Here is a 12745-nt window from a genome sequence, read left to right as displayed (position 1 = left end):
CCTACAGGGGAGCCGGTTTGGCAGAGCCGCCTAATCGGGAAGCCCCAGACTAAAAGTTGAACAAGGAGTACTCAAAGATGATTTCCGGGCAAGCACTTTGGCCAGAAGAAATGGTGCACGATTTGCAGCCAGTTGAGGTATATGGGCGAACGGTTCAAACCTATGTACCTGGTCCTGCTTCACTTTATGAAACTCTAGTAAATACCGCGCAACGGTTCGCCAGTAAGGTGGCAATTTTTGCTGAGGACGGTAACCGTTTCACTTTCTCTGAAGTCAAGCAGCTAACCGACCAGTTCGCGGCCTATTTGCACACAGAATACAAAATTGGTCCCGGAAACCGAATAGGGGTATTGCTGGACAACGGAATTGACTTTATTACCTCTTTCTACGCTAGCAACCGGCTAGGTGCCATCATAGTGCCGCTCCCTGGTAAATTCCGTCGGGCAGAAATCGACGCTTTGGTGGCTCGCGCCAACTTAGATTTAGTCATTTGTCATCCTGAGCAAGCTGCTTGGTTTGAGGATAAGCCAGTAGTTACCACCTCCTCTAACACCTGTGCTTGCGGGTTACCTTTGAATAGTGAGAAGGGGGAGTTAGACCCGAAAACAGTGCTGGCAGAGGTTCCACTTCCGGGAATCGAGCAGGATTCCATCCTGTTATTTACTTCGGGAACCACATCCCTATCCAAAGGTGTGCTGCTGACAAATATGAACGCAGTACATGCTGTACGTTCTTATGAAAGGGTACTTGAGTTAACCAGCGATGACACTACTATTATCGCCGTTCCCATCTACCATGTAACCGGAATGATTGCCATCATTGGACTATTTATTTATTTGGGAGGTTCAATTCATATCCAGAAACGTATGGAAGGCAGACCATTTGTCAAGGAAATTTTCATTTCTGCGGTTAGCTTTGTGCATGCCTCTCCTACGGTTTTCGCGTTGATGTTAGAAGAGCGTGATCGTTTTCCCGAACTTCCATCGGTGCAGAAGATGGCATGTGGCGCAGCCCATATGCCGGTATCGCGAATTAAAGAATTACACGAATGGATGCCGCAAATGCAGTTCCGTACGGTGTATGGGCTAACCGAAAGTTGCTCTCCTGCTTTCGTGTTTCCCTGTGATGCGGCTGGCTCTCCTTACTTAGGATCCTCTGGATTACCTATTCCCGGACTAGAAGTGAAGATATGTGATGATTCTGGGGTGGAATTGCCCGTTGGGGAGGTGGGCGAAATAAAAATGCGCGGAGCTAACATTGCTAGGCGCTATGACGAAATCGAAATTGATGCCTTGACCGCCGATGGTTGGCTAGCCACCGGTGATGTAGGGCGAGCCAATTCTCAGGGGTATATATACCTGATGGATCGCAAGAAAGACATGATTAACCGCGGTGGTGAAAAAATCTGGTGTATCGATGTGGAAGAAGAACTGCGTAGGCTAAACGTGATTGCGGATGCATCTGTGGTTGGAGTTCCAGACCCAGTCTATGGTGAAGTTGCTGCTGCTGCCGTGGTACTTGAGGATGGGGCAAACACCAGTGAAACACAACTTAAACAAGAACTAAATAAGCGGTTGGCGCGCTACCAGGTTCCGGTATACTTCCGCCAGGTTTCCGCCATTCCGCTGACCGCTGGTTCGAAGGTGGATAAGAGCGCGGTACGAGCATTGTTTGTTTCTCTCTAAACTGATTTATTCTCTAGGTTTTCATCGAAACTGCCAAACTGTGAGTGAAATTTTAGCGCCGCCCTGTTCCAAGATAACTATGGGGCTTTGGTATTACAGAGTTTTCACACCCCTGCCGATTCAAGATTTACTGAGCACAGTAGGTTAGAGATTTAACTGTCGAACTTTTCGAAGCCGAATTTGCTATAAACCAATGATTCCAAGGTCTCGGGTTCTAGGGATTTTTCTATGCCAGCCGTGTGGGGGCTGGTTTCTTTTCTCTCCAGGACGTTGGTGTGACGGGTGGGTTTAGCTAACCATGGCTTTAGATACCCGGGTTTTCGTCTTCGGGAAGGAGGGGTAAAAATGTTGCGCCCCCAAGCCAGATGGTACTACACTTGTAATACAGCGCCGGAGGGAGAGATGATGGGGGCGATTAGTTTACGGGTTCCAGATAAAGAGCTGGATTTATATAAGGATTACGCGCGGATTCATAACCGTAGTTTATCGGCGGTTATTCGCGCAACCATGATGGAACGCATTGAGGACGAATACGATCTGAAGACGATCGCGCGTTATGAAAAGCAGAAGGGTGCCGGTGAGGCGGAGCTTTATTCCCACGATGATGTATGGGCGGAATTGGGGGTATGAAGCGCTATTCGCTCTACTACACGAAAGAAGCCAAGAAAGCCCTGAAAAAACTGGATAAGCCGGTTTTGGTGATGATTAAAGCGTGGGTAGAAAAGAACCTAGTCAATACCGCTGAGCCGAGAAAGTATGGCAAACCATTAAAGGGCAAATTCTCTGGTTACTGGCGTTACCGGGTTGGAAACTATCGGCTCATTACTGAAATTCGGGACCGCGAACTGATTATTATTCTGGTTGATCTGGGGCATCGCAGGGACGTTTACCGGTAATAACCTGCGCTGAAGGCTGCGTCTCTCTGAGAGCGAGCTAGGGGAGGGCGAGAGAAACGTGAGTATGAAAGATCCGGTGTATCCCGGGGCGGTAATCCGGGAGGATTGTTTGGAAAAACTTAGGGTTGATCTTTTCCGCTACGGAGTTTAGTGCTATTGAGTGGAGAGGGTCATTTTTAGCCCCAGGGCTTTCATGATTTTCGTGATGGACGCAAAGGAGGGGTTGCCCTCTTTGGATAATGATTTGTAGAGGGATTCGCGGTTTAGCTGAGTTTCTTTAGCGAGCTGAGTCATGCCGTGTGCGCGGGCAATATCACGTAGAACCACTTGCACTGTTTTGGTGTCACCGTCTTCGAGTGCGATAGCTAGATAGTCATTTATCGCTTCGTCAGTGTCAAGGTATTTGCTCGCGTCAAACGCAGAAAAAGTCACCTCGTTCATGATTGTTCCTTCCTTATCTGTTTTGCGAGTTCCTGAGCGGTTTTAATATCTCTGGTTTGGTTAGATCTATACCCCCCAGCGAAGCGCCAAACAAGCTGCTGGAAGCATTTTCCACACCCTAATTGTAGCTTAAAAGCTACAGCAGTCAAAAAGTGCTGTTCATTTTACCCCGATAGGGCAGGATACCACGCAATCTAACCTCAGAACGGCATTAGCAGCCAGCCCTGTTTTATCGGGTGTTGTGCAAGTTGGACCATTTTTGTTGTGCAAGTTGGACCGTTTCTATTGTGCAAGTTGGACTTTTCGGATACTGCTGCTGGGGAGATTCCTGGTGCAGGTTTTTCCCCGGGGTGTCGCAGAGGAACCTATCGGTTAACACTCTCCTGCCATATAGGAAACCAGGTGCCTAGCGGTAAATGCGGCTTCTATGCCCGATCTCGATTGCGATCACTACCAGTTCTTGATCTTTGATATCGCAAAGTACGCGATAGTTACCTACTCGGTAACGCCACTTTTCAGATAGGTTGGCGCTCAAGCCTTTTCCGTGCGCGCGGGGATCTAGGCACCCGTCGATGTTTTTGAGCAGCCAAGCGACAATAACTCGCCTGACGCCGGGATCCGTTTTTGATAACTGCTTATCGGCGTGCTTAGAAAACTCCAGTTTCCACATACTAGAGGTATTTCTTTGCGATCTCGGCGGAAGAAATCGTTTCCGGGTCAGCTTCGAACTCTGCTTTCGCTTCTTCCCAGGCCTGTAAATCTAGTTCGTCCTCTATACGCTCCAGCGTTACCCTGCGAATAAACTCGGATACAGAGATTCCGAAGGCAGCGGCATAATCAGAAATGAGAGCCTTTTCTTCCCGCTCGAGCCTGATAGTAATAGTTGTACTAGCCATCGCTACCTCCCCTCTATTTATAAGACAATGTAATACGTAGGTGGTGGGCGGCAGTGAGTGTATTGACTTACGCCTTACCATTTAGCGCTGCGAGTCGCACGGATTAGCCACTTTACGATTGCTGCCACCGCGGCGCCTTGTGCCCAACGCTCAAAACTACCTGAACGCCGGTGAACCGTAATTCGGGGATCATCAGGGCGGGCATAAGAATTTAGATGCTTGTCGAAATTCGCTGCCCAGCGAGATTCCAATAGGCACACGCCCTCTCCATCCAAGACCACGTCCATGACTAAAGCGGCAGATGTAACTGTCTGAACGTACACCGCCAGGCTCTCAGCAAACTCGGCAATCGCGCGCCTACAAGATTTATCGCCGCTATCCGCAAGCCGCATGAGTTCTTCCGCAGAGGTTGGTGAATTATCGTCCTCGGTAATGGCTCTACCTGCTTGAGCTCGCGATAAAACTGCTGGCACAGTCAGTGCCCCATTAGCGCACCCCACGTGTCCATATTGGCAAACGCCGTGGGCTCCCGCTAGAGGAAGATGTGCGGTCATACCTAGACCGCCCTGTGGGGAGCGAACAGCTCGTAGGTTATGCACCATGCCGTGACCTACACCAGCCCCAATAGTGGCAACCACGAAATCTTCACAGTGTCGACCCAGCCCAAACCATTGCTCTAGCATGGTTAAACCAGTTACGTCATTAACTAGTTCTATCTCGGGAATGTTTTCATCTGTGGTTTCTGTGAAAAAAGTTTTTAGGTTAACGTTTCGCCAGCCTAAAAAACGACTTTCAATCACCCTGGATTTATCAATCTTTCCCCCCAGAGAAATTCCGACACCTTCAATCGGAGGGTGATTAGTGGATCGAGTGTATTCGTCAATCAGATTTTTCAATTGTTTTTGGCACTCAGTGGCGCTCTGGTTTTGAATTGGAATCGTCTTGCTAGAAATAATGCGCGCATGGGTATCGGTACGCACACAGTGGATTGTGGAGCTGGTCAGATTAATTCCGATAAACGAACGGTTATTAGAAGCAACTTCCAATAACTTGGTGGGGCGCCCCATCCCGGTTGTTGATTTCCCAGAACGCACTTCGCTGATTGTTCCGCTGCTAATCAAAGGGCGAACTAGGCGGGTGAGGGTAGCAGGAGATAAATCAAGATCACGTGCGGTGTCGGCACGCGAAAGGGGACCGTGCGCCAAGACGTGCGCAACGATAGCAAGCGCAGAATCATCAAATATCCGTGTCATCGTTCCCCTTTCGCAATCCTTTTCAGTTGTTCAAGACATTGCCCAGATGCAGCGCAGTAGGGCGCGCGGAATTTATTTTCCCAAAACTTCTTGTAACAACTCAACAATCGCGCTATTATTTTTAGTAATGAAAATAAGTCGGTGCAATGAAGTGTCGATTAAAATTTTTCTTGGAGGAATCGATGACGAATTTTCCTACGTTACTTAATCTTCGTAATGGCGGCACCTCAGTGTATTTACGCATTACAGAGTGGAGAATTCCGCAGATTCTCTACTGGGGGGAAGATCTTGGGGAGTTAACTGCTGCTCAAAGTCAAAATTTTTCGCGTTCTCAATTTTCGGCCGTAGTTTCCGGCAATGCCGATATTTCCCCCCTCTTTTCTTTAGTGCCGCAACAAAGTGAGGGTTGGGTAGGGACACCGGGGCTAGTTGGTTCACGTAACGGCAAAACCCTTTTTTCGGCTTTCAACTTGACCGATATGAAACTGACTTATCAAGGAACTGACGGTGTGGCCTCGGCTATGTCGGCAAAACTACATGACATGGAAGCCGATATCGACCTCACCTTGGAACTTGAGATTGCCCCCTCCGGCATAATCCGTACCCGAGCTACGATCACCAACACTGGCGCTGACGGTTACCAGGTGGATTCGGTGTTGTTGGGACTGCCTACGCCGGCAGCAGAAACCTATGTTCTGGATCAAACCGGGCATCATCTGCGAGAACGTGATATTCAAAAGCATGAGTTCACTATCGGAGCGCATCAACGCGACACGCGGATCGCACGCGGGCACGCACTATCCAGTATCCACGGAACTTGTGAAGCCAATACTTCCTGGCGCAGCGGGCTGGTTCACTATGCACACGTGGCATGGTCCGGAAATACCCGCACCATTGCCGAAAAAGATACTCAAGGATATCAAGGACTATTAGCAGGGGAATTATTGCTACCCGGCGAAGTCGTGCTGAAAAAAGGTGAAGAATACACCTCTCCTTGGATCATTGGCACTTGGGGGCGCGGACTAGATGAGGCGGCAGGGCGGATACATAGTTTTGTTCGCGGTCGCGATAACCATCCGAAAACTCCCCGCCCAGTGACCCTTAATGCTTGGGAAGCTGTTTATTTTGATCAATCGCTACCGCATCTATTAAAGCTGGTAGACCTGGCAGCTGAGGTTGGCGTAGAACGTTTCGTGCTCGATGACGGCTGGTTCTCCGGACGTCGCGATGATACTTCCAGTTTGGGAGACTGGACAGTATCTGAGGAGGTGTGGCCCGAGGGGCTATCCCCGCTGGCAGATGCAGTGCACGCCAAGGGAATGCAGTTCGGGCTGTGGTTTGAGCCAGAAATGATTAACCCCGACTCCCAGGTGGCCAGGGAACATCCAGATTGGATGCTTTCCCCACGTACCCATCGCCCCCAAGAAGCTCGCCACCAGCAGGTAATGGATTTAACCAATCCCGGAGCTTTTGAACACGTAAAATCGCAGATTTTAGTGGTATTGGCATCCACTCAGATTGACTATATTAAGTGGGATTTCAATCGTGACCTCTACGAGGCAGTATCACCTGCTAGCGGGATTCCGGCATATCACCAGCAAACTCTCGCTACCTATCGGCTCATGGAGGACATTCAAAAAGCCTATCCCGACCTGGAAATTGAATCCTGCGCGGGCGGTGGTGGTCGCATCGATCTGGGAATCATGGACTATGCTGTCCGGGTTTGGGGCTCCGACTGTACTGATCCCATTGAGCGGATGTTGATAGAGGCGGGCACCTCCCTGGTACTCCCGCCGGAGCTGGTAGGTTCCCACGTGGCTTCCCCGGTTTCTCACCAAACCGGACGTACCCTAAGCCTGGCTCTGCGTGCCTCCAACGCTATGTTCTCGCACATGGGAATTGAATGGGACTTGGCATCCGCCCCTGCAGAAGAGATTGAGCAACTTGCAAGCTGGGTAGCTCTCCATAAGGAACTGCGCCCCCTGTTGCACTCTGGGCGAACTGTCCATGTAGATCATCCTGACCAGGGTTATTGGGTTCATGGAGTGGTATCCGAGGACAAAGACCAGGCCGTGTTTGCGGTGACCCGCCTGCGCACATCGGCTCAACGTCCCTCACCAGCGCTTTGCTTACCGGGATTAGATAGCTCCATTTCTTACCGGCTCCGGGAGCTGCTGCCCAAAGGAATCAAGTCTGCGATTGGCGAGGGCGAAGGCACGGTTTCTTGGTGGCACGAGGGATTGGAGTTACCGGGAACTGTACTGCAACGAGCCGGCATCCGCCTACCGGATCTCAATCCTATGCAAACCGTTTTGATGGTTTTAACTGCGCAATGATCTGCGCCTAACCCAGCTTTGTTCCCCAAAAAAATCTGAAAGGAGAAACTGATGAGCACATCCCTGGGTGTTGCTTCGAGGAAGAAGCAACGCCGCGTGGTTAACTCACGTCAAACGCGATATGCGTTAATTTTCTTGATTCCCGCTGGAATCGGCTTATTTTTCTTTTACCTACTACCAGCACTGCGCGGTTTTTATTTTTCATTTACCGATTACGCAGTGCTAACTCCCGAAAAGTGGACAGGATTAGCGAACTACCGTCGTCTAATCCATGACCCGCTATTTTGGAATGCCGTAAAAGTCACGGTGTATTACGTAGTGCTTAACATCGGTTTTCAAACCATTATCGCCATCGTCCTGGCAGTTCTGCTGCAACGCTTAACCAACTCAACCATTATTCGCGGTATGGCATTGTTGCCCTATTTCATAGCGAATGTGGTTGTTGCCCTGGTTTGGTACTTCATGATGGATTACCAAATCGGTATTGTAAACGAAATTTTCACCTGGGTGGGACTAGACCGGGTCGCATTTTTTGGGGAATCAGCCTGGGCGATTCCTACAGTCGCATTTATTAACGTGTGGCGACACATGGGTTATACGGCGCTACTGGTTTTCGCGGGGCTGCAAACCATCAACCGCTCGGTCTATGAGGCGGCCGATATTGATGGAGCCGGGGAGGGACGAAAGTTTTTCTCAATCACTTTGCCACTGCTTCGTCCCGTCCTCGCCATGGTGTTGGTGGTGACTTTGACTGGCTCCTTCCAAATCTTCGACACGGTAGCGATTACCACTAAAGGTGGCCCCATCAACGCCACCCGGGTTATCTACTACTACATTTGGGATCTGGCGTTCGGACAGCTCGACTTCGGGTATGCCTCTGCCATCGCCATGGTGCTATTTGTTCTGCTATTTGGGATTTCGCTGATTCAGCTGCGACTTATGCGCGCCGGCGAATCCGACGAACTGTGAGGAGCGAGTTATGAGTGTTTCAACGGTGACAGATACCAAAGCCACGTCCTCTAAAAAGGGCGCTGTGAGTAAAAAGACTGGTTCCAGTAAACATCGCGGCCCAGGTTTCTACGGTGCGTGGGCATGCCTGATTATTTTGTTATTTTTAACGATTTTCCCCTTCTTGTGGATGCTGCGGTCTTCTTTGATGACCAACTCAGAGTTGCTGGCAAACCCGGGACAGTTATGGCCGAAAAATCCCACTTTCGATGCCTATAAACGGGTTTTAGGGATGACTACCCCGGAAGAGTCTTTGGCACAAGGGGGTGCAGGAGCCTCAATTAACTTCTGGTTGTACCTGCGTAACTCCTGCGTGGTGGCAGCGGCAGTTATGATTGGACAAACCTTGTTTTCGGCGATGGCAGCCTACGCATTTTCCCGTTTAAGGTGGAGAGGACGAGATGCGGTTTTCGCGCTGTTCCTATCGGCGCTGATGGTGCCGTCTATTTTCACTGCCATCCCTAACTTCGTGTTGATTAAACAGCTGGGTCTGCTCAATACTTTCGCGGGGATAATCCTGCCGACCTTCTTTATGACTCCGTTTTCGATATTTTTCTTGCGCCAATTCTTCCTCGGAATTCCGCGTGAGATCGATGAGGCGGCAATGATCGACGGGGCAGGTCCGTTCCGGGTATTTTTCCGGGTTATTTGTCCGATGGCCTCTGCCCCCATCATTACCTTGGCAGTGCTGACCTTTATTAACGCTTGGAACGACTATATGTGGCCGTTATTGGTGGGGCAGTCCGATAATGTGCGGGTGCTGACGGTAGCGCTGGGTATTTTCCGATCCCAAAAACCGCAAGGTTCGCCGGACTGGACAGCTCTGATGGCTGCCGCTTTAGTAGCAGCGCTCCCCATTATGATTTTGTTCATCATCCTCGGAAAGCGGATTGTGAACTCTGTTGGATTCTCTGGAATTAAGTGAGGCTCGACATGAAAAAATCTGCGTTTACTGCTTCTGGGCGCCGGATGGTCACCGCTGTTTTGGCGGCGACCCTGGGTTTGATTCTTGCGGGTGGACTTGCTGCTTGCAGTTCGCAAGTGAGTGGAAAACCGGGGCAAACCGTATTGCGTTACTGGTTATGGGATTCGGGGCAACTTCCGGGATATCGCCAATGTGCTGCCGATTTTGAGAAACAAAATCCCGATATCCATATTCAAATCGAACAGTTTGGTTGGGATGACTACTGGACGCAAATGACAGCCTCTATGGTGGCTGAAAATGCGCCAGATGTTTTCACTGACCACACGCAACAGTTCGGTAAGTATTCCTCATTGGGGCAGCTCCTGGACATTGAACCTTATGTCAAGGACGAGAAGTTTGATTTGAGTCATTATGCCCCGGGACTCGCCGAACAGTGGGAGTCTGCGGACGGTAAGCATCGTTACGGTCTTCCTAAAGACTGGGATACTGAAGCGCTGTTCTACAACCAGGATATGGTTAAAGAGGCAGGTTATACCCAAGAAGACCTCTGGAAATTAGAATGGAATCCGAAAGACGGCGGGACTTTTGAAAAGTTTCTTGCTCGTCTCACGGTAGATGTGAATGGCGTTCGCGGGGATGAACCCGGTTTCGACAAGAAACACGTAAAAGTCTACGGGTTGGGTTACAACGAAGCTGGATCTGGATATGGGCAAGTGCAGTGGTCACCTTATGCTTTGTCTAATGGTGGCTGGACCTGGACGGATAAGAATCCCTGGGGGATGCATTTTAACTACGACGATCCGAAGTTCCAGGAAAGTATTGGATGGTGGCGATCCTTGATCGATAAGGGATATATGCCGCCGCTATCGGTGGCGTCCTCGGGGATCGGGACTGTGGAATCTCTCGGGTCAGGTGGATATGCCAGCCTGGTTGAGGGGTCGTGGAATATTTCTACTATCGCTAACGCCACTAAACTCCCGATTCAAGTTGCCCCCACCCCAATCGGTCCCGATGGGCATCGCGCTTCGGTGATGAATGGTTTGGCAGATTCGATTTGGATTGGCACCAAGCATCCTAAAGAGTCCTGGCGTTGGGTTAAATACCTGGGGTCAGCTCAATGTCAAGATGTAATTGCCAAGCAAGGTACGGTGTTCCCGGCAATATCTTCTTCAAGCAAGAAGGCAATCAAAACCTTTGAAGATATGGGGTTTGATGCTCGCGCATTTTCGGTTCATATTGAGGAAGGTACTACGGTACCGTCTCCAGTAGTTGACCGGTGGGCGCAGGTAGATGCCCTCATGAAGCCGGCAATGTCTTCGGTTGTCGCATTTGAAAGCGAGCCGTCCTCGTTGACGGAGGCAAACAAGCGGGTAAATACGCTAATGCGCTCTAACCGTGGAAAAGATTAGCTGATTTAAAGGTAATGACTGAAACTTGGACGCCCTGATCGTGATTACGGTGAGGGCGTCCAAGTTTCGTTTTAGGGGGATGGCGAGATACAGATATTTTTAAGTCTGTGGCAGCCGCTAAAAGGAGAATCTTGTGACTGAGCATCAAGAACTTTTACAACAAGCAGATAACTTCGTCGCGGCGACCCAAGAAGACGTAAACCCGCGTTGGTATCCGCAGGTACACCTAGCTCCAGCCGCCGGATGGATCAACGATCCTAATGGTATTAGCTACTTCCAAGGCCGCTATCACGCGTTTTTCCAGCACCATCCCTATAGTGCGCAGTGGGGGCCTATGCATTGGGGTCACTTCTCAAGTGAAGATTTGGTGACTTGGAAACGCGAATCTATCGCCCTCGCTCTCAGTGAAGACTACGACCTCGATGGCGTATGGTCTGGCTGCGCCCTCGAGCATCAGGGGAAACTGTATGTTTTCTATACGGGTAACCGCTGGGCGAACGGTAAAGATGATGGTGATGGCGCAATCCAACGCCAATGTCTGGCAGTCAGCTCCGATGGGCAGACGTTCACTAAACACGGGCCCGTTATTGAAAGCCCTCAAGGAATCTCTAACTTCCGCGATCCCAAAGTGTGGAAACAAGGCGAAAAATGGTGGCTGGTACTCGGGGTGGAAACGCCGGAGGGGCGCGGGCAAGTATGGCTCTATTCATCCGCCGAGCTATACACTTGGGAATTTAATCGGGTACTCTATGAAGATCCTGATCCGGATGCATTTATGATCGAGTGCCCCGACTTTTTTGAAGTTGATGGCAAATGGGTGCTGGTCTATAGCCCGATGACTTCCGTACGTCGCCAGGGATATAACCAACGCAATGGACACAACACCGGTTATGCGGTAGGAATTTGGACTCCGGGAGGGGACTTTAAAGTTCTCAAGAGTTTCGCCCAGTTCGATTTCGGCCATAACTTTTATGCGCCTCAGTCGATGCATTCTCCCGATAATCGCCGCCTAATGTTTGGATGGATGGGAGGCTTCACCTTGCCATTGGCCAGCCAAGCAGAGGATGGTTGGAGTGGGCATCTCGCGACCCCGCGGGAGGTATCCCTGAGTAAAGACCTAGAGATTATTGCTACCCCGATCCCAGAGTTCAAGGGTCTGCGTGAGGACACGGTTGCTGAGGGCGCATTTACCGTGGATACCGATAAAACCGTTGAACTGGTGGCTGATTTGCCTGTCGGGGAAATCGAATTGACGGTAGATCTGGATAAAACCTCCTCTGAACAGGTCTCTTTGCTGGTGCAACAGACCAGTGCCGACCGCTATATCGAGGTTGCCTACGACTCGCTATCGAATCGAGTAATCCTCGATCGGGGCAAGAGTGGGTCCAGTGATCGTGGTTATCGCTCTGCTCCATACGTCGGGGGATCGCAGTTGAAACTGCGGGTAATCATTGATCGCGGCTCGCTTGAGGTGTTTATCAATGATGGCCGCTATAGCTTATCTTCACTGGCATTCCCGACCGAGGGTAAACGCGGGTTCAGTATCGCCTCAGTTGGGGGAGTGATTACGGTCAGCGACCTGAAGATCCATTGCCTCAAATCTATTTGGGGAGACTAAGTAATCGCAGACGGTTGCTAGTAGCGTATTTTGTTTGCTAGTAACGGTTTTAGGTATTGGATAAGAGTCGTGTGCAGCCGGAGAATTGGTTGCCCACAACTTTTTTAGCAATAGTAGTTGCACTTGTTAGATTTGGTCTTTGCGTCCTCGGTAGATTCGCAATCAAGAGCTTGTAGAACCGCAACAAAATACTGGTGAAAGTGCAGTACTTGCACCTTGATTTGCTGAGTAATAATTGTAAAGCATTCACTTACTGTATTATTCGGGTAATCAGAAGA

Annotated in this window: 12 protein-coding genes; 8 read left to right on the top strand and 4 right to left on the bottom strand. The window is 50.1% G+C overall.

Annotation, left to right across the window (positions count from 1 at the left end; genetic code table 11):
* Positions 1 to 77: 77 nt before the first annotated feature.
* From BQ5456_RS02695 to BQ5456_RS02685, 3 genes are all read left to right on the top strand, one after another.
* Positions 78 to 1685, top strand: a complete 1608-nt coding sequence (locus tag BQ5456_RS02695) for a class I adenylate-forming enzyme family protein (protein WP_071128630.1) — start codon at positions 78 to 80, stop codon at positions 1683 to 1685.
* A 345-nt stretch (positions 1686 to 2030) separates the two neighbouring features.
* Positions 2031 to 2315, top strand: a complete 285-nt coding sequence (relB, locus tag BQ5456_RS02690) for a type II toxin-antitoxin system RelB family antitoxin (RefSeq protein ID WP_235858521.1) — start codon at positions 2031 to 2033, stop codon at positions 2313 to 2315.
* Positions 2312 to 2581, top strand: a complete 270-nt coding sequence (locus BQ5456_RS02685) for a type II toxin-antitoxin system RelE family toxin (protein WP_071128629.1) — start codon at positions 2312 to 2314, stop codon at positions 2579 to 2581. Before relB (BQ5456_RS02690) ends, BQ5456_RS02685 begins: the two co-directional genes overlap by 4 nt.
* Positions 2582 to 2734: 153 nt before the next feature.
* On the opposite strand, the gene BQ5456_RS02680 is transcribed toward BQ5456_RS02685, so the two are convergent.
* The 4 genes from BQ5456_RS02680 to BQ5456_RS02665 all read right to left on the bottom strand — a co-directional run bounded on the left by BQ5456_RS02680 (position 2735) and on the right by BQ5456_RS02665 (position 5171).
* Entirely contained in the window at positions 2735 to 3022 is a 288-nt protein-coding gene (locus BQ5456_RS02680) for an addiction module antidote protein (RefSeq protein WP_024059238.1), read from the bottom strand.
* Positions 3023 to 3428: 406 nt separating this feature from the next.
* The gene (locus BQ5456_RS02675; RefSeq protein WP_071128628.1) at positions 3429 to 3692 is read right to left on the bottom strand and encodes a type II toxin-antitoxin system RelE family toxin; all 264 of its coding nucleotides are present in this window, start codon (positions 3690 to 3692) and stop codon (positions 3429 to 3431) included.
* A gap of 1 nt (position 3693) precedes the next feature.
* On the bottom strand, positions 3694 to 3918 hold the full coding sequence (gene relB, locus BQ5456_RS10475) for a type II toxin-antitoxin system RelB family antitoxin (protein WP_071128627.1): 225 nt from the start codon (positions 3916 to 3918) through the stop codon (positions 3694 to 3696).
* A 74-nt stretch (positions 3919 to 3992) separates the two neighbouring features.
* Positions 3993 to 5171, bottom strand: coding sequence for an ROK family transcriptional regulator (locus BQ5456_RS02665; RefSeq protein ID WP_083378320.1), 1179 nt, complete (start codon positions 5169 to 5171; stop codon positions 3993 to 3995).
* Positions 5172 to 5353: 182 nt separating this feature from the next.
* Between BQ5456_RS02665 and BQ5456_RS02660 the strand changes: the two genes are divergently transcribed.
* From BQ5456_RS02660 to BQ5456_RS02640, 5 genes are all read left to right on the top strand, one after another.
* Positions 5354 to 7507 (top strand): alpha-galactosidase, encoded by a 2154-nt coding sequence (locus tag BQ5456_RS02660; RefSeq protein WP_071128626.1) that lies wholly within the window; start codon positions 5354 to 5356, stop codon positions 7505 to 7507.
* Between the two features lie 51 nt (positions 7508 to 7558).
* A complete protein-coding gene (locus BQ5456_RS02655; protein WP_071128625.1) occupies positions 7559 to 8476 on the top strand; it encodes a carbohydrate ABC transporter permease in 918 nt (305 codons plus the stop codon).
* Between the two features lie 10 nt (positions 8477 to 8486).
* Positions 8487 to 9440, top strand: a complete 954-nt coding sequence (locus tag BQ5456_RS02650) for a carbohydrate ABC transporter permease (protein WP_071128624.1) — start codon at positions 8487 to 8489, stop codon at positions 9438 to 9440.
* Between the two features lie 8 nt (positions 9441 to 9448).
* Entirely contained in the window at positions 9449 to 10849 is a 1401-nt protein-coding gene (locus BQ5456_RS02645) for an ABC transporter substrate-binding protein (protein WP_071128623.1), read from the top strand.
* A gap of 133 nt (positions 10850 to 10982) precedes the next feature.
* A complete protein-coding gene (locus BQ5456_RS02640; protein WP_071128622.1) occupies positions 10983 to 12467 on the top strand; it encodes a glycoside hydrolase family 32 protein in 1485 nt (494 codons plus the stop codon).
* The last annotated feature ends 278 nt before the right edge of the window (positions 12468 to 12745 follow it).

The organism is Varibaculum massiliense (assembly GCF_900106855.1).
Classification (GTDB): domain Bacteria; phylum Actinomycetota; class Actinomycetes; order Actinomycetales; family Actinomycetaceae; genus Varibaculum; species Varibaculum massiliense.
This window is presented reverse-complemented; position numbering and strand designations above follow the sequence as displayed.

Coding starts and splice junctions, on each gene's coding strand:
- BQ5456_RS02685 (WP_071128629.1), top strand. CDS start 2,312: ATGAAGCGCTATTCGCTCTACTACACGAAAGAAGCCAAGAAAGCCCTG.
- BQ5456_RS02665 (WP_083378320.1), bottom strand. CDS start 5,171: ATGACACGGATATTTGATGATTCTGCGCTTGCTATCGTTGCGCACGTC.
- BQ5456_RS02645 (WP_071128623.1), top strand. CDS start 9,449: ATGAAAAAATCTGCGTTTACTGCTTCTGGGCGCCGGATGGTCACCGCT.
- BQ5456_RS02655 (WP_071128625.1), top strand. CDS start 7,559: ATGAGCACATCCCTGGGTGTTGCTTCGAGGAAGAAGCAACGCCGCGTG.
- relB (WP_071128627.1), bottom strand. CDS start 3,918: ATGGCTAGTACAACTATTACTATCAGGCTCGAGCGGGAAGAAAAGGCT.
- BQ5456_RS02675 (WP_071128628.1), bottom strand. CDS start 3,692: ATGTGGAAACTGGAGTTTTCTAAGCACGCCGATAAGCAGTTATCAAAA.
- BQ5456_RS02660 (WP_071128626.1), top strand. CDS start 5,354: ATGACGAATTTTCCTACGTTACTTAATCTTCGTAATGGCGGCACCTCA.
- BQ5456_RS02650 (WP_071128624.1), top strand. CDS start 8,487: ATGAGTGTTTCAACGGTGACAGATACCAAAGCCACGTCCTCTAAAAAG.
- relB (WP_235858521.1), top strand. CDS start 2,031: ATGTTGCGCCCCCAAGCCAGATGGTACTACACTTGTAATACAGCGCCG.
- BQ5456_RS02695 (WP_071128630.1), top strand. CDS start 78: ATGATTTCCGGGCAAGCACTTTGGCCAGAAGAAATGGTGCACGATTTG.
- BQ5456_RS02680 (WP_024059238.1), bottom strand. CDS start 3,022: ATGAACGAGGTGACTTTTTCTGCGTTTGACGCGAGCAAATACCTTGAC.